This is a genomic window from Bradyrhizobium sp. SEMIA (assembly GCF_014844175.1).
Lineage (GTDB): Bacteria > Pseudomonadota > Alphaproteobacteria > Rhizobiales > Xanthobacteraceae > Bradyrhizobium > Bradyrhizobium arachidis.
This window is the reverse complement of sequence record NZ_CP046601.1, coordinates 4,859,278-4,883,363: the sequence shown is the minus strand read 5'-3', so window position 1 is coordinate 4,883,363 and position 24,086 is coordinate 4,859,278. Positions and strand designations below refer to the sequence as shown.

Sequence of the window (24,086 nt, the reverse complement as noted above, 5' to 3'; positions counted from 1 at the left end):
GATGAGTGACGCCGTCGTTCCGCACAAAGTCGAAGGCCGCGGCGCCCACGCCGCGCCGGGCTGGTTCAAACGCGCCCTCGACAGCGATCTGTTCTACTCGTTCCGCCGCTCCAAGATCACCATGGTCGCGGCCGCGGTGACGGTACTGTTCTTCCTGCTCGCGATCTTCGCTTCGCTGCTGTCGGTGCAGAACCCGTTCGACCCGGCGCAACTCCAACTGATGAATTCGCGCATCTCGCCGCTATGGACCGCGGATGGCCAAAGCCCATTCCTGCTCGGCACCGACGAACAGGGCCGCGACGTGCTGTCCGCGATTCTCTACGGCATGCGGATCTCGCTTCTGGTCGGTGTGCTCGGCGTGGTCTTCTCGGGCGCGCTCGGCATCCTGCTTGGGCTCACGGCCGGCTATTTCGGCGGCGCCGTCGACGGTCTGATCATGCGGATCGCCGACGTGCAGCTCTCGTTTCCGGCGATCCTGATCGCGCTCCTGATCAATGGCATCGCCAAATCCGTGCTCGGCAACAAGCTCGACGAGATGAGCATGCTCGGCGTCCTGGTGTTCGCGATCGGCCTGAGCTTCTGGGTACAATATGCTCGCACCGTGCGCGGCTCAGTGATGGTCGAGAAGAACAAGGACTATGTTGCCGCCGCGCAGCTGATTGGCCTGCCGGCGCCCGTGATCATGCTGCGCCATGTGCTGCCGAACACGATGGGCCCGATCCTCGTGATCGCCACCATCAACCTCGCCCTCGCCATCATCACCGAGGCGACACTGTCTTTCCTCGGCTCGGGCATGCCCGAGACCATGCCCTCGCTCGGCACGCTGATCCGCATCGGCAACAACTATCTGTTCGCGGGCGAATGGTGGATCGTCGCATTCCCGGGCCTCGCGCTCGCTGCACTCATCCTGTCCATCAACCTGCTGGGCGACTGGCTGCGCGACGCGCTCAACCCGAAACTGCGATGAGTATGCGTTGCCCATGACCGAACCCATTCTCTCCGTACGCGACCTTCACGTGGAATTCGCTTCCCGCCGCGGCACGCTGCGCGCCATCGACGGCGTCTCCTTCGACATCGCCAAAGGCGAGGTGCTGGGGGTGGTCGGCGAATCCGGCGCCGGAAAATCCGTCACCGGCTTGTCCGTGATCGGCCTGATCGATCCGCCCGGGCGCATCGCCGGCGGCGAGATTCGTTTGGCTGGAATGCGGATCGACAACCTGCCGCCCGAGGAGATGCGCCGTATCAGGGGCAAGCGCATCGGCATGATCTTCCAGGATCCCCTCACCTCGCTCAATCCACTGTACAAGGTCGGCGACCAGATCGTGGAGACGATCAGGACCCACCTCAATCTGTCCGAATCGGCCGCCCGCGGTCGCGCCATCGATCTGCTTGCCGAGGTCGGCATCCCCGCACCGGAGAAGCGCATCGACGGCTACCCCCACGAATTCTCCGGCGGCATGCGCCAGCGCGTCGTCATTGCGCTCGCGATCTGCGCCGAGCCGGAGCTGATCATCGCGGACGAGCCGACCACCGCGCTCGACGTCTCCGTGCAGGCGCAGATCATCTCGCTGATCAAGCGGCTCGGCCGCGACCACGGCACCGCCGTGATGCTGGTGACGCACGACATGGGCGTGATCGCGGAAACCTCCGACCGCGTCGCCGTGATGTATGCCGGGCGCGTCGCCGAGATCGGCCCGGTCCAGGACGTCGTCAGGAATCCGCTGCATCCCTACGCCAAGGGCCTGATGGGCGCGATCCCGACGCTTGCCGGCGACGACAAGCGCCTCGTGCAGATCCCGGGCTCGATGCCACGCCTGTCGGCGATCCCGCGCGGCTGCTCGTTCAATCCGCGCTGCGCCTTCGCTTTCGATCGCTGCCGGGTCGAGCGCCCCGAGCCGTTGCCGCGCGGCGGGCAATCGGTCGCCTGCCACCTCTATGACACCGTGCCGGCGGAGAGCGCGGCATGAGCGCTTCTTTCGTCCAGGCCACAAACCTGCGCCGCGTCTTCGACGTCTCGAAGCCCTGGCTCAACCGCGTGCTCGAAGGCGGGCATCTTGAATATCTCAAGGCGGTCGACGGCGTCACCTTCGACATCAGGAAAGGCGAGACCTTTGCGCTGGTCGGCGAGTCCGGCTCGGGCAAGACCACGGTGGCACGAATGGTGGTCGGCCTGCTGCCGCCGAGCTCCGGCGACGTCTTGATCGACGGCGTCTCCATGACCGATCCGCGGCAGGCGCCCGCGCGTCGAAAACTGCGCCGCCGGATCCAGATGATTTTTCAGGACCCCTATGCCAGCTTGAACCCGCGCTTCCGCGTCGATGCCATCATTTCCGAGCCGATCCGCGCCTTCGACCTGATCCAGGGCGAGCGCGACATCCAGGCCCGCGTCGGCGAGCTGCTCAGCCTCGTCGGTCTGCATCCCGACGACCGGCTGAAGTTTCCGCACGAATTCTCCGGCGGCCAGCGCCAGCGTATCGCGATCGCGCGGGCGCTCGCCTCCGACGCCGAGTTCATCGTCTGCGACGAGCCGACCTCGGCGCTCGACGTCTCCGTGCAGGCCCAGATCCTGAACCTGATGCGCGACCTCCAGGACAAGTTCGGCCTGACCTACATGTTCATCAGCCACAACCTCGCCGTGGTCCGCCACATGGCGAGCCGCGTCGGCGTGATGTATCTCGGCCGCATCGTCGAGATCGCGGAGGGACGCGAGCTGTTTTCCCGGCCGCGCATGCCCTACACCAAGATGCTGCTGGGCGCGGTGCCTGATCTCGCCATGAGCGGCCGCCAGCGCATTCCGGTGAAGGGCGAGATCCCGAACCCGATCAATCCGCCGTCCGGGTGCGCCTTCAATCCGCGCTGTCCGCTGGCGTTCGATCTCTGCCGCAAGGAAACGCCGGAACTGATCGACGGTGTCGCCTGCCACGCGGTGAACACCGCACCGGTCCCAGCGTGACGCGCGCGTGCCATGCGGCCTGCGCATTTGGCATCCCAGCATCGGCTGTGATCAATTGCGCACGCCGCAAATGAGGTAGCCCATGGCCAGCAACATCAATCCCGATCCGTTCACGACGCGCCCCGAGATCGAGGGCACGTTCGGGGTCGTCGCCTCGACGCACTGGATCGCAACGGCGGTCGGCATGGGCATTCTGGAAAAGGGCGGCAACGCCTTCGACGCCGGTGTCGCCACCGCCTTCACGCTCCAGGTCGTCGAACCGCATCTGAACGGCCCCGGCGGCGATGTCCCTATCATCGTGCATGACGTGAAGCGCGGCCGCACCGAGGTGATCTGCGGCCAGGGCCCGGCGCCGGCCCGCGCCACCATCGCGCACTACAAGAGCGAAGGCCTCGACATGGTGCCCGGCACCGGCCTGCTCGCCGCCTGCGTGCCCGGCACGTTCGAATCCTGGATGATGCTCTTGCGCGACTACGGCACGATGCGTGTGCGCGACGTGCTGGAGCCCGCGATCTCCTATGCCCGCGACGGCTATCCGCTGGTCGAGCGTGCCTGCGCCACAATCCAGACGGTCGAGCAATTGTTCCGCAAGCACTGGCCGACCTCGGCCGCGGTCTATTTGCCAAATGGCGAGGTGCCGAAGCCCGGTACGCTCTTCACCAACAAGACGCTGGCTGCGACCTACACCCGGATCTTGAACGAGGCCGAGAGCGGCGGCGGTGGCCGCGATGCCGAGATCGAGCGCGCGCGAAAGGCCTGGTCACAGGGCTTCGTTGCCGAAGCCATCGACAAGTTCTGTCGGACGCAAGAAGTGATGGACGTCAGCGGCTCGCCGCATCGCGGCGTGCTCTCGGCCGATGACATGGCGCGCTGGCAGCCGACGGTCGAGGCGCCGCTCACCTACGATTATGGCCGCTACACCGTCTGCAAGGCGGGCGTCTGGAGCCAGGGCCCGGTGACATTGCAGCAGCTCGCGCTGCTGAAGGGCTTTGCGCTCGACGGGCTTGATCCGACCGGGCCTGAGTTCATCCATCTCCAGATCGAATGCGCAAAGCTCGCCTTCGCGGATCGCGAGAAGTTCTACGGCGATCCCAAGTTCACGGAGATCCCGATCGCAACGCTGCTGTCGGATGCCTACAACGACGAGCGCCGCAAGCTCGTGACCGACAAGGCCTCGCTCGATTTCATTCCTGGTTCGGTCGAGGGCTTTGGCGGCGTGGTCAAGCTGCGCCGCGCGGAAGGCCAGCGCGAGGCTGTCGGCGCGCTTGGCGCCGGCGAGCCGACTGTCGGCCGCTTCGGCGAGGTGCGCGGCGACACCGTGCATTTCGACATCATCGACAAGGCCGGCAACATGGTGTCCTCGACACCATCCGGCGGCTGGCTGCAGTCCTCGCCGATCATTCCGGAGCTCGGCTTTTGCCTGGGCAGCCGCGCCCAGATGTTCTGGCTGGAGAAAGACCATCCCGCAGCGCTCGCCCCGGGCAAACGGCCCCGCACCACGCTCTCGCCGACCATGGCGCTGCGCGACGGCGAGCCATATCTGGCCTGGGGCTCGCCGGGCGGCGACCAGCAGGACCAATGGATCACGCAGTTCTTCCTGCGCCACGTTCACTGCAACCTCAATCTCCAGGAGGCCATCGACGCGCCGGCCTGGCATTCCGAGCATTTTCCGATCTCGTTCTGGCCGCGCACCGCACGCCCCGGTGTGCTCGTGGTCGAGAACCGGGTGCCGAAGGCGACGATCGAGAACCTGCGCGAGCGCGGGCATATCGTCGAGGTCGGGCCCGACTGGTCGGAAGGCCGCCTCACCGCGGCTTCACGCGTCGGCGTGCGCCGGCGCGCCGCCGCCAATCCGCGCGGCATGCAGGGCTACGCCGCGGGACGCTGAAGGCAGCACATGACCTGGTCGATCATCGCGCGAGACCCTGCCACCGGCCAGTTCGGCATCGCGGTTGCGACCCGCTTCTTCGCCGTCGGCGCGCGCGTGCCCTATATCGCTGCCGGCCTCGGCGCCATCGCGACGCAGGCCTTCGTCAATCCCTATTACGGCATTGACGGCGTCAAGCTGCTGCGCGAGGGCCTCAACGCCCACGACGTGCTCGCCACGCTGCTCGCGACCGATGACGGCCGCGAGAGCCGTCAGATCCATATCATGGATGCGAGCGGCGAGATCGCCGCGCATACGGGCCGCGATTGCATCGACTGGTGCGGCCACATCGCCGGCAGCGGCTTTTCCATTGCCGGCAACATGCTGGCCGGCGCCGACGTGCTCGACGAGACCGCGAAGACCTATATCGCCAATGACAGCCTGCCCTTCCCGCGCCGCCTGCTCGCCGCGATGCGCGCGGGCGAGGCCGCCGGCGGCGACAAGCGCGGCAAGCAGTCGGCTGCGCTCTTGATCCACGACGAGGAGGAGTGGCCGGCGTTAGACATCCGCGCCGACGATCATCCCGATCCGCTCGGCGAGCTCGAACGGCTCGAGCGCGTCAGCCAGGAGCTCTGGGTCCACTTCCGCCCGTCCATGCCGACGCGGCAGAACCCGGCCGGCAACACCGATCGCAGCGTCATCGACGCCAGCATCGCAGCCGCGCGTGCAAGGACGTCATGAGCGCGAGCCCCCTCATCGAAATCAGGGACCTGCGCATCCGCTTCCACGGCGACGACGGCCGCATCACCCACGCGGTCGACAGTGTCGACCTCAGCGTCGCCAATGGCGCCACGCTTGGCCTCGTCGGCGAATCCGGCTGCGGCAAGAGCGTGACGTCGCTGGCGATCATGGGCCTGCTGCCGAAGCAAAGCGCCGAGATATCAGGCGCGATCCGCTTCGACGGTTTCGACCTGCTGCATACATCCGATCAGACCCTGCGCGACTTGCGCGGCAACCGGCTCGCGATGATCTTCCAGGAGCCGATGACCTCGCTCAATCCGAGCTTTACGATCGGTGACCAAATCATCGAGACGATCCTGCGTCACCGCGGCGGCTCGCGGAAAAGCGCGCGCGAGCGGGCGATCGAGCTCTTGCGCCGCGTCCACATCCCCTCGCCGGAACGGCGGATCGACGAATATCCGCACAAGCTCTCCGGCGGCATGCGTCAACGCGTGATGATCGCGATGGCGCTGGCCTGCGACCCGCAGCTCCTGATCGCGGACGAGCCGACCACGGCGCTCGACGTCACCTTGCAGGCTCAGATTTTGGAGCTGATGCGCGAGTTGAAAGCGGCGAGCGGCGCCGCGATCATCCTGATCACCCACGATCTCGGCGTGGTCGCCGAGGTCTGTGACGAGGTCGCGGTGATGTATGCCGGCGAGATCGTCGAGCGCGCGCCGGTGGATGAGCTGTTCTCCACGCCGCAGCATCCCTACACCGTCGGCCTGCTCGGCTCGATCCCGCGGCTCGATCACCGCGCCGAGCAGCTTGCGACGATCGAGGGGATGGTGCCGAACATGGCGCAGCCGCCCATGGGCTGCCGCTTCGCCGCGCGCTGCCCGTTCGTGCTGGAGGCCTGCACCAAGGCGCCGCCACCGCTGGTCGAAGTCAGCCCCGGCCACCTCTCGCGCTGCATCCGCGCGCCGCTCGAACTCTTGGTGTCATGATGGCGCTGCTCGAGGTCAAAGGCCTGGTCAAGCATTTCGTCGCCCAGCGTTCGCTGTTCGGCCGGGCGCTGGCTCACGTCAAGGCGGTCGACGGTGTTTCCTTCTCTCTCGAAGCCGGCAAGACGCTGGCGCTGGTTGGCGAATCCGGCTGCGGCAAATCCACTGTCAGCCGCCTGGTGCTGCGGCTGATCGAGCCGGATGCGGGCACTGTGCGGTTCGACGGCCGCGATCTGCTCACGCTCGACGCCGACGCGCTGCGCAAATTCCGCCGCGAGGCGCAGATCATCTTCCAGGATCCCTACGCCTCGCTCAATCCGCGCATGACGGTCGGCCAGATCCTGACCGAGCCGCTGGCGCTGCACGATCTGGTGCCCCCGGCGCAGCGACGCGAGCGAGTCGCAGAGATCTTGCGCCTGGTCGGCCTCGAGCCACGGCTCGAGCGGCGCTACCCGCACGAATTCTCCGGCGGCCAGCGCCAGCGCATCGCTATTGCCCGCGCGCTCGCGGTCGAGCCAAAACTGATCATCTGCGACGAGCCGGTCTCTGCGCTCGACGTCTCGATCCGTTCGCAGATCCTGAACCTGTTGCGTGAGCTCCAGGACCGGCTCGGCCTCGCCTATATTTTCGTCTCGCACGATCTCGCGGTGGTCAAGCACATCGCCGACCGCGTCGCGGTGATGAATCTGGGCCAGATCGTCGAGGAGGCCGATGCGGACGCACTGTTCGCCGCGCCGCACCATCCCTATAGCCGGGCGCTGTTGTCCGCGATCCCCGTGCCTAAACCACGGGCAAAGAGCAGCCGGATTGTGCTCCAGGGCGAGATCCCGAGCGCCCTCAATCCGCCCGCCGGATGCCGCTTCCATACCCGCTGTCCCTACGTGATCGACCGCTGCCGCAGCGAAATGCCTCAGCTGGCAGCGGATGGCACCGGACATGCAACGGCCTGCCACCGAACGTCGGAACTGCCGTCCTCCGCCGCGATCGTCCCGATGGACGGCGGCTTCTCGCCGGTCCTTGAAAAATTGGTCGCGCCTTCAGCGGCGGCCCGGAAGCAGCGCGCGCAAGCGGGGTTAGTCCATTGGGGACCGATCCCGCATAGTCGCAAAACAGAGGTTGAGAGCGATGAGTTTCATGCGTTTGGCAATCCTGGCGTCGGCCCTGCTGACGTCGCTCGTGGGCGCGGCCCAAACCCAAGTTCAAGCTCAGACCACGCTCCGCATCGGCATCGCCGAGGACCCCGACATCCTCGATCCCAGCATCGGCCGCACCTATGTCGGGCGCATCGTCTTCTCCGCCTTCTGCGACAAGCTGTTCGACATCGACGAGAAGCTCAACATCGTGCCGCAACTCGCGCTGTCCTACGAGACCTCGGCCGACGGCAAGGAGATGACGGTCAAGCTGCGGCCGGGCGTCAAATTCCATGACGGCGAGCCCCTCGACGCCGAGGCCGCCAAATTCTCGCTCGAGCGTCACATGACATTGCCCGGCTCGTTCCGGAAATCCGAGCTCGCAAGCGTGGATCATGTCGAGGTCGTCGATCCCCTCACCATCAAGCTGGTGCTCAAGACCCCTTACTCGCCGCTGATCGCCCAGCTCACGGACCGTTCCGGTATGATAGTCTCGCCGAAAGCTGCGAAGGAAGCCGGCGACAAGTTCGGCCTGCATCCGGTCTGCGCCGGCCCCTACAAATTCGTCGAACGCGTCCAGCAGGACCGCATGGTATTCGAAAAGTTCGCCGACTACTGGAACAAGGACAACATCCACATCGACCGCGTCGTGTTCCTGCCGATCGTCGATGCCACCGTCCGCCTCGCCAATCTGAAATCCGGCGGACTCGACCTGATCGAGCGCGTGCTCGCCACCGACATCAAGGACGTGCGCGCCGATTCCCGCCTCGTGCTGTCGACCGCGCCGGAGCTCGGCTATCTCGGCCTGACCGTCAACATCGGCAACGAGAAGAACAAGGGACCGCTGAGCCAATCGGCAAAAGTCCGGCAGGCGCTTGATCTGTCGATCGACCGCGAAGCACTCAATCAGGTCGTCTTCAACGGCGAGTTCACACCCGGCAATCAATGGGTCAGCCCGACGCATCCCTATTACCAGAAGGCATTCCCGGTTCACGGTCGCGACATCGCGAAGGCGAAGGCACTGTTGAAGGAAGCCGGCGTCACCACGCCGGTGACGGTGGACTACATGATCCCCAAGGGCGCAGAGAACGAGGCCGTCGCCCAGGTCGTGCAGTCGATGGCCGCGGAAGCGGGCTTCGACATCAAGATTCGCGCGGTCGAGTTCGCGACGACTTTCAAGCAGGCCCAGGCCGGCGAGTTCCAGGTGTTCCAGATCAACTGGAGCGGCCGCATCGACCCCGACGGCAATTCCTACATCTTCATGCGCAGCAAGGCGCCGCAGAACGACGGCGTGTACTCGAACCCCGAGGCAGACAAACTGATGGAGGATGGGCGAGCGACGTCCAACGTCGAGGAGCGCAAGGCGATCTACCAGAAGCTGACGAAAATCCTGCTTGAGGACCTCCCGATCATCTACATCTACCACCGCACGCTCCTGATCGCGCATACCAAGAAGCTCGATGGCTACCGGCAGATGCCGGACGGGCTGGTCCGCGTCGTCGGGCTGAAGTTCAAGTGACGACGACATCGCAGACGAAGCGATCGGCATCATGCTGAACTTCCTCGCCCGCCGTCTTGCGCAGATCGTACCGACACTGTTCTTCGTGTCGGTTCTGATCTTCTCGCTTCAGCAATTGCTGCCGGGCGATCCCGCTCTGGTCATGGCCGGCGAGGAACGCGATCCGGCCGTCATCGAGCAGATCCGCCAGCAATATAAGCTCGATCAGCCGATCCCCGTGCAATACGTCTACTGGCTCAAGGGGGTGCTGACGGGCAATTTTGGCGAGTCCTTGCGCAACAAGATGCCGGTGCGCGAGCTGATCGCGCAGAAACTGCCGGTGACGCTCCAGCTCGGCTCGATGGCGATCGTCATCGCGTTCTGCATCGGCATTCCCGCCGGCATCGTCTCGGCGGTGAAGAAGGGCACGGCCTGGGACTACGGCGCCAACCTGTTCGCGCTGTGGGGCATCTCGACGCCGAACTTCTGGCTCGGAATTCTCCTCATCTTCCTGTTCTCGATCAAGCTCGGCTGGCTGCCGGCCTCGGGCTATGTGCCGCTCACCGAGAACTGGCGCGCCAGTCTCGCCGCCACCATCATGCCGGCCTTCGTGCTCGGCAACGCGATCTCCGCGATCCTGATGCGGCATACCCGCAGCGCGATGCTCCAGGTGCTCGAGAGCGACTACGTCCGCACCGCGCGTGCGAAGGGATTGTCGGAGCGTTCCGTGATCCTCAAGCACGCGATGCGCAATGCGCTCACACCGATCATCACGCTCGGCGCGCTCGAGCTCGGCACGCTGCTCTCAGGCGCCGTGCTGACCGAGCAGATCTTCTCCATTCCCGGCTTCGGCAAGCTGATCGTGGATGCCGTGTTCAACCGCGACTACGCCGTGGTGCAGGGCGTCGTGCTGGTGACGGCCACGGTCTATATCACGCTCAACCTCGTCGCCGACATCGCCTATGTCCTCGTCAATCCACGATTGAGGGGCTAGGCCATGACCGACGCCGCGCTTTCAGCCAGTCCCGCCACGCAAGCCTACGAGCTCGACAGCCCGGCCCGCCGCGCGCGGCGCCGCCTGTTCAAGCGCAAGGCCGCCGTGTTCGGCCTTGTCGTGATCATTGCGTTCATCCTGCTTGCGGCCCTCGCGCCGCTGGTCGTGCCCTATGATCCCATCGCGACGAGCTGGAGCCTGGTGCGCAAGCCGCCGACGGCGGCGCACTGGTTCGGCACCGACGAGCTCGGCCGCGATATCCTCAGCCGCGTCGTCTACGGCGCGCGGGCATCCCTGATGGCGGGTCTGATCTCGGTTGCGATCGCGCTCGGGATCGGCGTGCCGCTCGGCCTGCTCGCCGGCTATCGCGGCGGATTTGTCGACGCGCTGATCAGCCGGATCACCGATGCGATGCTGGCCTGCCCATTTCTGATCCTGGCAATCGCGCTCGCCGCGTTCCTCGGGCCGAGCCTCGGCAACGCCATGATCGCGATCGGCATCTCGGCGACGCCGATCTTCATCCGCCTGACGCGTGGGCAGGTCCTGAGCGTCAAGGCCGAGGACTATGTCGAGGCCGCCCGCGCGCTCGGCAACCCGCCGTGGCGGATCGCGTTCTCGCACATCCTGCCGAACATCCTGCCGGCGCTGCTGGTGCAGGCCACGCTCTCGATCGCCGCCGCCATCATCGCCGAAGCCGCGCTATCCTTCCTCGGCCTCGGCCAGCAGCCACCGGCGCCGTCCTGGGGCAGCATGCTCAATGCGGCGCAGCGCTTCCTGACCCAGGCACCGTGGATGGCGATCTGGCCGGGCTTAGCGATCTTCCTCGTGGTTCTGTCGCTGAACCTGCTCGGCGACGGCCTGCGCGATGCGCTCGACCCGAGGCAGCGCTAAGGCCCGATGAGACCCGACGAGCGCTCCGAGAGCGGTGTTGAGGAGCTTTAAATAACAGTTTCCCGCAACACCCTGCGGCAATCCATCTCGTATTCGAGATCGACCACCGGCGGGCGAGCAAAATGCCAGGTCAGGCCGGAGCGCAGCGCACCGCGGCGAACCAGCTCGTCCACCAGCGCGTGGTGGAAGTCGTGCACGGAATAGGCCTGCACGCCGGTCGTGTCCTCCCAGCCGAAGCCGAACGCCGTCATCCGGTTCTCCATCTGCGACGTCGTGGTGAAGCGCACCTTCTCGCGAAGGCCCTCCGGGCTGAGATCGCGGTAGCGCACGGTGCGCTCGACATAGGTGCCGCTGCCCTCGCGCGCCTCGGCGCGCCGGCGATCACGAAGGACGGCGTCTTCGATGTCGTCGGACGCGTGAAGGAGAACGCATAAAACGACGGTTCGGACGGCGGATCGATCTCGGGACAGACATTGCTGCGTGCCACCGGATTGGTGGTGCCGTCGAAGATGCCCCATTCCGACAGCGTCTTCACGTAATGCAGATTGAACGCGCGAAAGCCTTCCTCGCTGAAGGCGGCGGGTGAGCGCAGCTCGCAGGCGCAGAAGGCCGTCAGTGGCCGGCCCGTCTCCTGAATATACTTTGCGGCCAGTGCAAACCCTTGCGCGAGCGGCACCAGGCGGTCGAACCGGACGCGCTCGATCTCGTAGCCATCGTCTGCGGCCGCGCCGGCCGAATACTGGAACACGGACGGGATGAAACGATAATTGCCGGCAGAGAAGTCACTGACCATGTCGAACTCCTAGTCCAGTTGCATGCGGATGCCCTTGGCGCCGTTGAGCAGGCGCTTCAGGTGAAAGCTGGCCAGCGGATCCTCGGCGTGCATCCCCACCAGCGCGGCAAAGGCCGGCATGGCGGCGACGTCGCCGGCCTCCATCTTGGCGAACGCTTCGGAATAGAGCGCCGTCTCCGGCGCCTCGAATTTGGCCTGTGGCAGCGGCTCGAACGCGCGCAACGGCTCGCTGCGTCCGCGCAGCATCAATTCGCCCACGGGGCGGCCCTGGAAATTCTCCGCCGCTCTGGCGACGCTGGCACTGACGCAGATGCGCGTGCCCAAATGCTTGTTGGCGGCTTCCAGCCGCGCCGCGATGTTGATGGAGTCGCCATAGGCGGTGTAGTCGAAGAAGCGGTTGCCGCCGAAATTGCCGACCAGGGCTGGACCTGCGTGAATGCCGATGCGGGTGGCGCCGAAGTTCACGCCCTTGGCGCTCTGACGCACGCAAAAATCCTGCGCCCAGGCATCGAGATCATGGGCGCAGGCGACCGCGCGCGTCGCATAGTCGGGCTGATCGCCGGGCGCATTGAACAGCACCTGGAGCGCATCGCCGATGATCTTCGCGACCGTCCCCTCATGCGCGAAGACGACCTCGGTCATTCCGCCGACATATTCGTTGAGGAGCTCGCCGAGCGTCTCGGGCGGCGCGCTCTCGACCAGCGAGGTGAAGCCGGTGATGTCGGTGAAGATGGTGGCGACCTCGCGCCACTGCACCTCGATCCCCTCGCCCTCGCCGCTTGCCGCCAGGCGCTTGGCAAGCTCCGGCGAGAAATGGCGCGACAGCGCGGCGTGGGCCCGCTCCGCCACCATCTGGCGGCGGCGCACCTCGCGCAGCATCTCGATGTGGCGGATAGTCTTGTCGATCGTGGCTTCGAGGTCCGCGAAGTCGATCGGCTTGGTGAGGAAGTCGAACGCACCGCGGTTCATCGCGGTGCGGATGTTGCTCATGTCGCCATAGGCCGAGACGATGATGGTCGACTTCTTGTCCTCGGCCTCCTGGAGCTTTTGTAGCAGCGATAGCCCGTCCATGCGCGGCATGTTGATGTCGGAGACCACCATGTCGACCTGCGGGTTCTGCTCGAGCGATTGCAGCGCCTCCAGGCCGTCGCGGGCAAACATGATGGCGAGCATCCCGTCGCGGATCTGCCTGCGGAATTTCTGCAGGACCAGCGCCTCGAGATCCGGCTCGTCGTCGACGAAGAGGATGGTCGCAGTCATGCCGCCCGCTCGAGCCTTGTGTCGATCTCCTGGCGCAGCAGCGCAAAGTCGATCGGCTTGGTCAAAAGCCCGACGGCACCGCGCTCGATGGCCTTGCGACGCGTCTCGGCATCGCCATAGGCCGTGATCATGATGACGGGAACGTCCGGATGCTCGGCGCGCACCTTGGGCAGCATGTCGAGCCCGCTCATGCCGGGCATGTTGATGTCCGACAGGATCAGGATCAGCGAGGGGTCGCGCACCTCGGCGGCAAGCTTCAGTGCATCGGGCGCGGACGGCGCAAATTCCATCTGGAAACGGCCGGCGCGCAGGTCGCGCCGGAACTGCTGCCGGAACAGCGCCTCGACGTCGGGCTCGTCATCGACGACCAGGATGTAAACGTTCAACTCTTGCCTCCGGAAGTGCCGCCTGCCGCCATCATGCGCGGCAGGGTGATGATGAATTCGGTGAATACACCGGGTTCGGTGTTCACGTCGATCGTGCCGCCGTGCTGTTTCACGACGATATCATGGCTCATGGACAGGCCGAGCCCGGTGCCCTCGCCGACCGGCTTGGTGGTGAAGAAGGGATTGAACATCTTCTCCTTCACTTCTTTCGGAATTCCGGTGCCGTTGTCCCGTATCCGGATCTCGACCCCGCCGCCGAGATTTTTCGTGGCGGCGCTTAAGGTGGGCTCGAAACTGCCTTCCGCGCTCTCCTTGCGCTTGGCGGACGCATAGAAGCCGTTCGAGATCAGATTGAGCAGGACGCGGGTGATCTCCTGCGGATAGACATCGATCATGCCGGCGGCGGGATCGAAGTCACGCTTCAGCGTGACGTTGAAGGCCGGCTTTTCGGCGCGCGCGCCGTGATAGGCGAGATTGAGGCTCTCCTCCACGATCGCGTTGATGTCGCTGGGGCGATGCTCGCCAGAGCCTTCGCGCGAATGCAGCAGCATGTTCCGGACGATGGAATCGGCGCGCTTGCCGTGCTGAACCACCTTTTCCAGATTGCTCTTGAGCATTCCGGTCAGCTCGTCGATGTCCTCCTTCGTCTTGGCATCGAGCGATACGGCTTGCAGGGTCTCGTTGAGCTCGTCGATCAACTCGGTCGACACCGACGAGAAATTATTGACGAAATTGAGCGGGTTCTTGATCTCGTGCGCGATGCCGGCGGTGAGCTGGCCGAGCGATGCAAGCTTCTCGGTCTGGATCAGGCGGTCCTGGGCGGCGCGCAGATCGTCGAGCGACCGCGACAGCTCTCTGGTGCGCTCCTGCACTTCCTCGAACAATCGGACATTCTCGATCGCAATGAGGGCCTGGTCTGCAAACGTCGTGGCGAGCTCGATCTGCTTCTCGCTGAAGGGCCGCACGACATGCCGGGTCAGGACGAACACGCCGATGGGCGCCCCCTCCCGAAGCAGAGGAACACCCAGCATCGTGCGAACGTTGGAGCGTCTTCGCGCGGACGAAGGTGCATATTCCGGGTCCGCCTGCACGTCCGGAACATGAACTGTCTTGCCATCGAGTAAGGTACGCCCGACGACACTTCCCCGCTCAGGTACGGAAGCAAAGGTCCGAAGCTTGGTCTCCTGCTCCGCGTCAAGGCCGCAGCTCGCCGCCAGATAAAACACGCCGTCGCGGGGCCGGAAGATCGTTCCTTCGTCCGCGTCGCACAAGCGGGCCGCCGATGCGACCAGCGTATCCAGCACGGTTTGCAAATCGAACGTCGAGCGGCTGATCACCTTCAGCACATCGGCGGTTGCGGTCTGCTGCTGTAATGCTTCCCGCAATTCGGCAGTCCGCTGCTCGACCTTGTGCTCGAGGTCGGCATACGACTCCTGCAACCGCTCGCCCATGTGGTTGAACTGGTCCGCAAGGCCCTCGAGCTCATCGCCGGTCTTGATCGAGATGCGCTGGGCGAAATCGCCGCCGCCGATGCGCTCGGCGCCGACGCGCAGCGCCTGGATCGGCCCAACCATGCGGCGCGCGAGGAAAATCCCGGCAAGCACCGCAAAGATCGAGGCGACGAGCAGCACGATCGCAAGCCGCTCCAGCGCAGCATAGAGCGCCGAATACGCCTCCTCGACCGGCAACTCGACGAACATGGTCCAATGCATCGGCTCGATCGGGGCCGATGCGGTCAGCACCCTCTGTCCCTGGATGTTGCGCGCTTCGGCAAGCGCGCCCATGGTGTCGCCGCCGGCCAGTGCGGCGCGCACCTGCGCGAGGTTCGACATGTCGGTGTTGCGCAGCACCAGGCTGATATCGGGATGCGCGATCAGCCGGCCCTCCGGGCCGACGACGTAGGCGTGCCCGTGCTGGCCGACCTTGATCTGGGACACGACGTCCCAGATCAGCTTGAGATTGACTTCCGCGATGCTGACGCCGGCGTCCTTGCGCGACCCGGCCTGCGCCAGCGTCATGTAGGGCTCGGAGTCCCGCCGAAAGTAGACCGGTCCGTAAAAGACCTTGTGGGCGACCGCCTCGGTGAACTTGGGGTCATCGGACAGATCGATCCCGCTGTCGATCGCATCCATCGCGAGCCGCGACACGCGCAGCCGCTCCCGGCCGGTCGCGTCCACCTGGGCGAGCTCGGTGATCGCGGGCACCTGGCGCAGCAGCCGCAGCGCATCGAACCGGCGCTGTTCGACCGAGCTTGCCGACCAGGGCAGTTGCGTGGTCCAGCCGAGCTGGCTCTCGATCTCCTTGACGAACTGGCCGATCTTGGCCGCGGCCGCCTCGGCCTGCTCATGCTGGACCCGGATCAGCGAGGCCTTGTGCTCGCGATAATAGAAGAAGACCTCGAACAGGCCGTTGGCCAGCAGCGCAATGGCGACGACGGCCACGAACAGTGCGACATATTTGGTGAACAGCCGGGTCCTGATCCCCCGCCCCGCCGCCTCGCGGGGCACAACGCCGTCCGCGGCCGCGCTCGGCAGCGTCCTGGCTTGCGGGGTGTCGGGATGGAGGGAAAGGGTCATATCCCGCCGAATCTAGCAAGAAGGCCCGACCTTGTCTCTCATGCTCGCCCTAAGCCTTACGGCGGACGCAGGACACGGACATAAAAAAGGAGCGCCAGCGGACCGCCGCTGCCGCCCTCTGGCTAACTTGCTTTCGGCCTCAGGTCGGCCGCAGCGCCTTGGCGTCGAGGTCGATCGCGTTGACCTGCTTGTTCCGCTCCGAATCGGCTGCCGCGCGATGGTCGGTCGCCAGCACCACGTAAACGGCGGGCAGCACAAACAGCGTGAACAGCGTGCCGATCGACATGCCGGCGACGACGACCAGGCCGATCGAGAAGCGGCTGGCCGCGCCCGCGCCGGACGCGGTCAGAAGCGGGATCAGGCCGGTCACCATCGCGGCCGTGGTCATCAGGATCGGACGGAGGCGGATGCGGGCCGCCATCTCGATCGCCGAGCGGCGGTCGAGCCGCTCGTTGACCTGGAGCTCGTTGGCGAACTCCACCATCAGGATGCCGTGCTTGGTGATCAGGCCGACCAGGGTCAACAAGCCGACCTGGGTGTAGATGTTCATGGTCGCAGCGCCGAAGAACAGCGGGATCAGCGCACCGACGATCGCCATCGGCACCGAGATCATGATCACGAACGGGTCACGCAAGCTCTCGAACTGCGCCGCCAGCACCAGGAAGATGATGATCAGCGCAAAGCCGAAGGTGATCGCGAGCTGGTTGCCTTCCTGCACGTACTGACGCGAGTCCGCCAGATAGTCGTGGCTGAAGCCCTGCGGCAGCTTCTTGGCCTCGCCTTCGAGGAAGTCGACCGCGGCACCGACGGTCACACCGGGCATCGGCACCGCCGAGAACGTCGCCGAATTGAGCTGGTTGTAGTGGGTCAGCGAGTTCGGGTCGGTCCTGGTCTTGATCGAGACCACGGTCGACAGCGGCAGCTGCTGACCGGTGTTGGTGGTCACATAATAGCCGCCGAGCGATTCCGGCGAGAGCCGCTTGCCGCGCGGCACCTGCGGGATCACCTGGTAGGAGCGGCCCTCGAGGTTGAAACGGTTGATGTAGTTGCCGCCCAGCAGCACCGCGAGCGTAGAGCCGAGGTTCTGCATGTTGACGCCGAGATCCTGCGCCTTGGTGCGGTCGATCGTGACCTCCACGCTCGGCTGGTTGTAGGCGAGGTCGCTGTCGGAGACGATGAACATGCCGCTCTTGCGCGCGGCGTCCTTCAGCTTCTCCATCTGCTCATAGACGGTCTGGAAGCTCGCGGTGGAGTTGATCACCATCTGCACCGGCAAGCCGCCCGGACCGCCCGGCAGCGGCGGCAGGTTGAACGCGAATGCCTGCACGCCCTCGATCTTGGAGAGCTCGGCCTGCACCAGCGGCTTCAGCGCAATCGACGAGCGCTTGCGCTCCTCCCAGGGCTTGAGCAGCATGCCGGCGATGCCGCCCTGCGGGCCGTTGATGCCGTTCAGCACGAAGCGCAGATCGGTCTCTGGGAATTTCTGGAATTCCTTGTCGAGCTTCTCGCCGTAGTAATCGACATAATCGATGTTGGCGTATTTCGGCGCCTTGGTCACCGCGAACACGATGCCCTGGTCTTCCTCGGGCGCCAGTTCCTTCGAGGTGTGCATGTAGAGGAAGCCGACGAGCCCGAGGATCGTCACCGCGAACAGGCCGGTGATGGCCTTGTAGTCGAGCGAGCGGTCGAGCCTGCGGCCGTACCAGCGCGTCATCGCGCCGAACACCTTGTTGACCATCTTGGCGAAGCGGCCCTCTTCGGTGTTCTTCAGCAGCACCGAGCACATCATCGGCGACAGCGTCAGGGCGATCACGCCCGACACGATCACCGAGCCCGCGAGCGTGAAGGCAAACTCGCGGAACAGCGAGCCGGTGAGGCCGCCGAGGAAGCCGATCGGGGCATACACCGCAGCCAGCGTGATCGTCATCGAGATGACGGGACCGACGATTTCGCGCGCGCCTTGCAGCGAGGCCTGGACCGGTGTCTTCCCCTCCTCCAGATGGCGGTGGATGTTCTCCACCACGACGATGGCGTCGTCGACCACGAGGCCGATCGCGAGCACCATCGCCAGCAGCGTCAGCAGGTTGAAGCTGAAGCCCAGCGCCAGCATCAGGGTGCAGACGCCGATCATCGACAATGGAATGGTGACGACCGGGATGATGACCGAGCGCAGCGAGGCCAGGAACAGGAAGATCACCACGATCACGATGATCACCGCTTCGCCCAGCGTCTTCTCCACCTCGTCGATCGAGGATTGGATGAACTTGGTCGAGTCGTAGGCGACCTTCATCTTCATCGACGGCGGCAGGTTGCGTTCGAGCTCGGGGAACAGCGCGCGCACGCCCTTCACCAGCGTCAGCGGGTTGCCCTGCGGCGTTGCCTGCACGCCGATGAAGATCGCGTGCTCGCCGTTGAAGGCGACGCTCGCATCCGTGCTCTGGGCGGCAAGCTCGATGGTGGCGATGTCCTCCATCCGCACGAAGCCGCCGTCCTTGGCCTTGACGATCATCTTCTTGAACTGATTGACGTCGGTCAGGCCGGTATTCGTCGAGACGTTCGAGACGATAAGGTAGCCCTTGGTCTGGCCCGCCGCAGACTGGAAGTTATTGGCCTGGATGGCAGCGGCAACGTCGGCCGGCGACACATTACGGCCGGCCATCTTCACCGGATCAAGCCACAGCCGCATCGCAAAGGTCTGGCCGCCGAGGATGTCGGCCGAAGCGACGCCGTCGACGGTCGACAGCACCGGCTGCACCACGCGCGTCAGATAGTCTGATATCGCCGAGCCCGACAGCTCCTCGGACGAGAAGCCGAGATACATCACCGCCGTGGTCTGGCCCGTGGTCTTGGTGACGATCGGGTCGTTGGATTCCTTCGGGATCAGGTATTTCACCGAGTTCGTCTTCGCCAGCACCTCTGTGAGCGCCTGGTTCGGATCGAAGTTCAGCTTGATGTAGACCTGGATCGTCGAGGTGCCGAGCACCGAGGACGAGGTGATGTAGTCCACACCCTCGGCGGAGGCGACCGCCTGCTCGATCGGCGTCGTGATGAAGCCCTGGATCAGGTCCGCGGACGCGCCGGGATAGACGGTCGTGATGTTGATGACCGTGTTCGACAGCTTCGGATATTGCCGGATCGGCAGCACCATCGCCGCGCGCAGGCCGATCAACAGGATCAGCAGGCTGACGACGACCGACAGAACCGGGCGCTTGATGAAAATATCGGTAAAGGCCATCGCGGCGATCTCGATTTCTTTGTCTCAAGAGACGTGATCCGGCCGGGCCGGATCACGTGAGGATGTTGTCAGTAGCGGGGAGGCTGCGCCGGCATCGCCGGAGCCGGGTCGGTCGAAATCGACACCGGCGCGCCCGATTGCAGCTTGAGCTGGCCGACGGCGACGACCTTGTCGCCCGGCTTCACGCCCTTGATGATCTCGACGCGACCGTCGACGCGATTGCCGGTCTGCACGAAGGTGCGTACCGCGGAGAGGCTGGTCTTGCCGTCCTCTTCCTTCTTCTCGGCGATCACGAACACCGAGTCGCCGTACAGCGTGTAGTCGACCGCCGTCTCCGGCACCGTGATCACCGCCGGCTTGTCGGGCAGCACCACCGTGGTGGTCACGAACATGCCGGGCTTGAGGATCTTCTCGGGATTGGCGATCGTCGCCTGCACGCGGATGTTGCGGGTGTCGGTGGCGATCTGCGGCTCGATCGTGGTGATCTTGCCCTCGAAGGTGCGGCCCGGATAGGCGTCGACCTTCAGCCGAACAGTCTGGCCGACCTTGAGGCTGCCGGAATCCTTTTCGGTCACCGTGAAGTTGGCCCACAGCTCCGACAGATCGGTCAGCGACACGATCGCCGTGCCGGCCGTCAGATATTGACCGACTTCGACCTTGCGGACGCCGAGATCGCCGGAGAACGGCGCGCGCACCAGCTTCTGCGAGATCAGCGCTTCGGTCTTGGCGATGCCGGCCTGCGCCTGATCGTAGGCGGCCTGCGCGGTATCGACGGTCGCCTGCGGTCCGAACTGGCGCGAGGCGAGCTGCTTGGCGCGGTCGAGCGACAGCTGCGCGACGGTGGACTGCGCCTTGTAATTGGCGAGATCACCCTGCTCCGGCGCATCGAACAGCTGCACCAGCGGCGTGCCGGCCTCGACACGCGTACCCGGCTCGAACTTGATCTCGGTGACGCGGCCGTTGACGTCGGCGCTGACATCGACCTGGTGCACGGCGACGAGGCTGCCGACCGCGGTGAGCAGGTTCGGCACGACCTCCGACTTCGCCTCGGCGGCGCTGACGGCGACCGGCGGCGGCTTGTTGTTGGCAAAGAACTGCTTGATCATCTGGCCGCGGAAATAGTTGAACCAGACGAGACCGCCGACCAGCAGGCTCAGCAGCAGGCCGACGATGATGAACCAACGGACCGGCTTCACGGGCCGCTTCGGCGCCTTGTCGATCGGTTCGCCCGATATCTTGTGTTCAGCTACGATGTTCATGTCATGCGCTTTCTGCAATCGCCGCCTTGCCGGCACCCGGCGCCAAAGCGCGGCCCAGATGCAAAGCAATTGCGGCGTCGTTAAGTCCGATACCCCTCAGGAGAAACTCACAGAGCTGGCGCTCGAGATCACCAGCCTTACCGTAGGCGAGACAAGGCGTGGCTGGCAGCCTGGTCAGCGCCGCCGTCATCACCGTGTGATGTGCGAACCAGAACAGGTTGAGCGGATCGCCGCTGAATGGCCGCGCGTCCCCGGCGGCCACCGCGCGCTCGAGTGAGGTGACGAACACCGCCCCGATCAGCGTCTCGATCTTGGCATATAGCAAACGGGCGAATTCGCCGTCATCCAGATGGCTCGTGGCCATCAGTCGCAGGCGCTGCGCCTCTTCCTGGTCGGGCCCGTCGGCGATCTCGAGGAAATGCTCGACCATGCCGCGGATCAGCTCGACCAGCGTCGCCGTCGACGGCTCGCGTTCGAGCAGCTCGGTGAGCGCCGGATCCGCCTCGCATTCGTCGCTGAGGATTTCCGCGTACAGCGCCGCCTTGGACGGGAAATGCTTGAACAGCAGCGCTTCGGAAATGGCAGCTGCGGCCGCACGCTCTTGGTCGTGGTGCCGTTATACCCGTGTCGTGCAAAGCAGCGTTTTGCGGCACCGAGGATCAATTGACGCCTCAGGTCGCTCGTCATTCGCAATGAGCTCATACTAGTGAGTAACCACTCACCCACGCAAAAGTCAAGCAGAATGCTGCGTCGCAACCTAGATGCGTTGTAAAATCGGTGGAAATCGACCCGGCCTGCACGGGGCGCGTGCAGGCGACGACGGCGCGGGAATGAAGAAGTCCGGCCTAGATGGGCTGGAAGCCAAGGTCGCCGCGGATCCGGTTGAGGATGTAGGTCCCGTCCCGGGTGGGCAGGATCCGCTCGAGATTGGCGTTGTCGATCTTCACATTGACAAAGCGCGGCCCGGCGGAGACGTCGTGGACGGCTTTGGCGAAGGCCTCGACCTCGGCCATGGTCGTGACAGCCCGGCTGTCCTTGATGCCGCAGGCCCTGGCGACGCCGACGAGGTCGGCGGCCGCGGAGGTGTGGCTGGTCTGGCCGCCGGTCTCGCCATAGGCCTCGTTGTCGAGAACGACGATGGAGAGGTTGGCCGGCTTCTGGAGCCCGATGGTAGCGAGGCTACCCATCCCCATCAGCATCTCGCCATCGCCGGTGATGACCAGCACCGGCAATTTGGGCTGCGCCAGCGCCAGACCCAGCCCGATCATCGCGGCGCCGCCCATGCCGCCCCAGAGATAGAAATTGCGCGCGTGGTCGCCGGCGGCACACATGTCGTTGGTGGAGGCGCCTAGGCCGCCGATCGCGATGACGTCCTTGCGGTTCGCCAGCAGCGTGGCGACGACCTGGCGGCGGTCGAGGAGATTGGCCTTGCTCATTTGGTGAAGACCTTGGCGCCGATCAGGCGCTGCGACAGCAGGACGGCGGTGGGCGTGAGCGCGTTGTAGGCTTGGGCTGCGGCCGCCTCCATCACGGCCGGCACCTCGGCGGCGTTCGAGGCGCGCAGCACCTGGACGCCCGAGAGCTCGACCACGCGCTGCGTGGTCGATCCCATCGGCACCTGCCACGGATTGAACTCGCCCCACTCGCCGCGCATGGTCACGAGCGTGAGGAACGGAAAGCGCAGGATCGGGATCAGCGACAGCATGTTGATGCAATTGCCGACGCCGCTCGACTGCATCAGCAAAACGCCGCGCTGTCCGCCGGCCCAGGCGCCGGCGAGAAGGGCGACGCCCTCCTCCTCCGTCGTCAGCGGAATGCCGCGCATCGTGGTTGAGCCCAGCACGCGCTGGACCAGCTTGGAATGGCCGGCATCAGGCACGTAGGGCACCTGCCGGACGTCGAAGCGTTGCAAGGTTGCGAAAATATCGTCGGGCCAATTCGGGGCCGTGTCGGCAGCGTCAGCGCGGGCGTGCATTTTCCTGTCCGGTCGGCTTGCAAATCACGGCACGACTGTAGACGGTGAGCCGAGCCGCTCGAAAGAGCGAAAACAGCATAACGGTCTCAACCGGCGAGTATGGCGGATGAACGCAAGTGCGAAAGAACTGGCGGCCCATTTCGATCTGGAGAAGCTGACGGCGGAGTTCTACGACGATCCCTATCCGACCTATCGTGCACTGCGGGAGAACGAGCCAGTCAAGCGCCTGCGCAACGGCACCGTGTTCCTGACCCGCTATGACGACCTCGTTACCACCTACAAGAACACGAAGTCCTTCAGCTCGGACAAGAAGCGCGAGTTCGCACCGAAATACGGCGACACCCCGCTCTACGAGCATCACACCACCAGCCTCGTCTTCAACGACCCGCCGGCCCATACCCGCGTGCGCCGCCTGATCATGGGCGCGCTGTCGCCGCGCGCGATCGCGGGCATGGAGGGCGACATCGTCAAGCTGGTCGACGGCCTGCTCGACGCCATCGCCGCCAAGGGCTCTTGCGAGATCATCGACGACTTCGCGGCCTCAATCCCCATCGAGGTGATCGGCAATCTGCTCGACGTTCCCCACGAGGAACGCGGGCCGCTGCGCGACTGGTCGCTGGCGATCCTTGGCGCGCTCGAACCCGTGGTGTCACCGGAAGTCGGCGCGCGCGGCAACAAGGCGGTGACGGACTTCCTCGCCTATCTGGAAACACTGGTGGCGCGCCGGCGCGCGAAGCCCGGCAATCCCGAGCGCGACGTGCTGACGCGCCTGATCCAGGGTGAGGAGAACGGCGAGCGGCTGACCGAGAAGGAGCTGCTGCACAATTGCATCTTCCTGCTCAATGCCGGCCACGAGACCACGACCAACCTGATCGGCAACGGTCTCGTCGCGCTGCACCGGAACCCGGACCAGAAGCAGCGGCTGATTGACAACCCCGACATGATCAAGACCGCGGTCGAGGAGATGCTGCGCTACGAGAGCTCGAACCAGCTCGGCAACCGCATGACCACCGAACGGGTCGAGCTCGGCGGCGTCATGCTCGAGGCCGGCACGTCGGTGACGCTGTGCATTGGCGCAGCCAACCGCGACCCCGCGCAGTTTGCCGACCCCGAGCGCTTCGACGTTGCCCGCACGCCGAACCGGCACCTCGCCTTCGCCACCGGCGCACATCAATGCGCCGGCATGGCGCTGGCGCGGCTGGAGGGGGCGATTGCGATCTCGCGCTTCCTGGCGCGCTTCCCGAATTATGCCGTCAGCGGCCAGCCGGTGCGCGGCGGACGGGTGCGGTTCCGCGGGTTTTTGAGTGTGCCCTGCGCGATCGGCTGAGGGCTCAAGACAAAAGAGTCGAAAACAACCCCATGCACAGTAGAGGGCCGGACCGGCGAGCGATATCCTGTGATCGCGCAGAACCATCTGACATTTCGGGCAAATCAGGCCGCGCCACGCCACCGGGCGCATCAAGGCTTCCGAGTGCGGAGGCTGCTCCCCACATCAGTTTGAGCGCAGCCGGTGTCGTCGGTTGACGCCGGCGCCCAGCAATGGAG

At 65.2% G+C, this 24,086-nt stretch carries 17 protein-coding genes and 3 pseudogenes; 11 read left to right on the top strand and 9 right to left on the bottom strand.

Going from position 1 to position 24,086, the window contains the following annotated elements; translation table 11 throughout:
* Window position 1: 1 nt before the first annotated feature.
* The 10 genes and pseudogenes from FOM02_RS23905 to FOM02_RS23860 all read left to right on the top strand — a co-directional run bounded on the left by FOM02_RS23905 (window position 2) and on the right by FOM02_RS23860 (window position 11,057).
* Window positions 2-967 (top strand): ABC transporter permease, encoded by a 966-nt coding sequence (locus tag FOM02_RS23905; RefSeq protein ID WP_027558565.1) that lies wholly within the window; start codon window positions 2-4, stop codon window positions 965-967.
* 13 nt (window positions 968-980) lie between these two features.
* Complete coding sequence (locus FOM02_RS23900; RefSeq protein WP_027558564.1) at window positions 981-1,967, top strand: ABC transporter ATP-binding protein; 987 nt, start codon at window positions 981-983, stop codon at window positions 1,965-1,967.
* Window positions 1,964-2,953, top strand: coding sequence for an ABC transporter ATP-binding protein (locus tag FOM02_RS23895; RefSeq protein ID WP_027558563.1), 990 nt, complete (start codon window positions 1,964-1,966; stop codon window positions 2,951-2,953). Before FOM02_RS23900 ends, FOM02_RS23895 begins: the two co-directional genes overlap by 4 nt.
* 82 nt (window positions 2,954-3,035) lie before the next feature.
* Window positions 3,036-4,841 (top strand): gamma-glutamyltransferase family protein, encoded by a 1,806-nt coding sequence (locus tag FOM02_RS23890; protein ID WP_027558562.1) that lies wholly within the window; start codon window positions 3,036-3,038, stop codon window positions 4,839-4,841.
* A gap of 9 nt (window positions 4,842-4,850) precedes the next feature.
* On the top strand, window positions 4,851-5,561 hold the full coding sequence (locus tag FOM02_RS23885; protein ID WP_027558561.1) for a DUF1028 domain-containing protein: 711 nt from the start codon (window positions 4,851-4,853) through the stop codon (window positions 5,559-5,561).
* The gene (locus tag FOM02_RS23880) at window positions 5,558-6,547 is read left to right on the top strand and encodes an ABC transporter ATP-binding protein (protein WP_027558560.1); all 990 of its coding nucleotides are present in this window, start codon (window positions 5,558-5,560) and stop codon (window positions 6,545-6,547) included. Before FOM02_RS23885 ends, FOM02_RS23880 begins: the two co-directional genes overlap by 4 nt.
* Window positions 6,544-7,646, top strand: a pseudogene (locus tag FOM02_RS23875) (ABC transporter ATP-binding protein). The gene FOM02_RS23880 and the pseudogene FOM02_RS23875 overlap by 4 nt, the downstream one beginning before the upstream one ends.
* A 23-nt stretch (window positions 7,647-7,669) precedes the next feature.
* Window positions 7,670-9,193 (top strand): ABC transporter substrate-binding protein, encoded by a 1,524-nt coding sequence (locus tag FOM02_RS23870; RefSeq protein WP_265440053.1) that lies wholly within the window; start codon window positions 7,670-7,672, stop codon window positions 9,191-9,193.
* Window positions 9,194-9,224: 31 nt separating this feature from the next.
* The gene (locus FOM02_RS23865) at window positions 9,225-10,166 is read left to right on the top strand and encodes an ABC transporter permease (protein ID WP_027558557.1); all 942 of its coding nucleotides are present in this window, start codon (window positions 9,225-9,227) and stop codon (window positions 10,164-10,166) included.
* Window positions 10,167-10,169: 3 nt separating this feature from the next.
* Complete coding sequence (locus FOM02_RS23860; RefSeq protein ID WP_027558556.1) at window positions 10,170-11,057, top strand: ABC transporter permease; 888 nt, start codon at window positions 10,170-10,172, stop codon at window positions 11,055-11,057.
* Between the two features lie 47 nt (window positions 11,058-11,104).
* Here FOM02_RS23860 and FOM02_RS23855 read toward each other — a convergent pair.
* The 9 genes and pseudogenes from FOM02_RS23855 to FOM02_RS23815 form a co-directional block, all read right to left on the bottom strand.
* Window positions 11,105-11,850 (bottom strand): annotated as a pseudogene (locus FOM02_RS23855) (hypothetical protein).
* Window positions 11,851-11,859: 9 nt separating this feature from the next.
* Window positions 11,860-13,110, bottom strand: coding sequence for an adenylate/guanylate cyclase domain-containing protein (locus tag FOM02_RS23850; RefSeq protein WP_027558554.1), 1,251 nt, complete (start codon window positions 13,108-13,110; stop codon window positions 11,860-11,862).
* Window positions 13,107-13,496 carry a response regulator gene (locus FOM02_RS23845; RefSeq protein ID WP_027558553.1) on the bottom strand — a complete coding sequence of 130 codons (390 nt, stop codon included), beginning with the start codon at window positions 13,494-13,496 and terminating at the stop codon, window positions 13,107-13,109. The genes FOM02_RS23850 and FOM02_RS23845 overlap by 4 nt, the downstream gene beginning before the upstream one ends.
* Window positions 13,493-16,072, bottom strand: a complete 2,580-nt coding sequence (locus FOM02_RS23840; RefSeq protein ID WP_027558552.1) for an ATP-binding protein — start codon at window positions 16,070-16,072, stop codon at window positions 13,493-13,495. Before FOM02_RS23840 ends, FOM02_RS23845 begins: the two co-directional genes overlap by 4 nt.
* Before the next feature lie 139 nt (window positions 16,073-16,211).
* Window positions 16,212-19,307 (bottom strand): MexW/MexI family multidrug efflux RND transporter permease subunit, encoded by a 3,096-nt coding sequence (locus FOM02_RS23835; protein WP_027558551.1) that lies wholly within the window; start codon window positions 19,305-19,307, stop codon window positions 16,212-16,214.
* 68 nt (window positions 19,308-19,375) lie between these two features.
* On the bottom strand, window positions 19,376-20,566 hold the full coding sequence (locus tag FOM02_RS23830; protein ID WP_027558550.1) for an efflux RND transporter periplasmic adaptor subunit: 1,191 nt from the start codon (window positions 20,564-20,566) through the stop codon (window positions 19,376-19,378).
* A gap of 1 nt (window position 20,567) precedes the next feature.
* Window positions 20,568-21,268: pseudogene (locus FOM02_RS23825) on the bottom strand (TetR/AcrR family transcriptional regulator).
* Between the two features lie 143 nt (window positions 21,269-21,411).
* Window positions 21,412-22,002: a thiamine pyrophosphate-dependent enzyme gene (locus tag FOM02_RS23820; protein ID WP_027558548.1), complete on the bottom strand. Its 591-nt coding sequence runs from the start codon at window positions 22,000-22,002 to the stop codon at window positions 21,412-21,414.
* Window positions 21,999-22,541 (bottom strand): phosphonopyruvate decarboxylase, encoded by a 543-nt coding sequence (locus FOM02_RS23815; RefSeq protein ID WP_027558547.1) that lies wholly within the window; start codon window positions 22,539-22,541, stop codon window positions 21,999-22,001. The genes FOM02_RS23820 and FOM02_RS23815 overlap by 4 nt, the downstream gene beginning before the upstream one ends.
* 106 nt (window positions 22,542-22,647) lie before the next feature.
* Between FOM02_RS23815 and FOM02_RS23810 the strand changes: the two genes are divergently transcribed.
* Window positions 22,648-23,868: a cytochrome P450 gene (locus FOM02_RS23810; protein ID WP_027558546.1), complete on the top strand. Its 1,221-nt coding sequence runs from the start codon at window positions 22,648-22,650 to the stop codon at window positions 23,866-23,868.
* The last annotated feature ends 218 nt before the right edge of the window (window positions 23,869-24,086 follow it).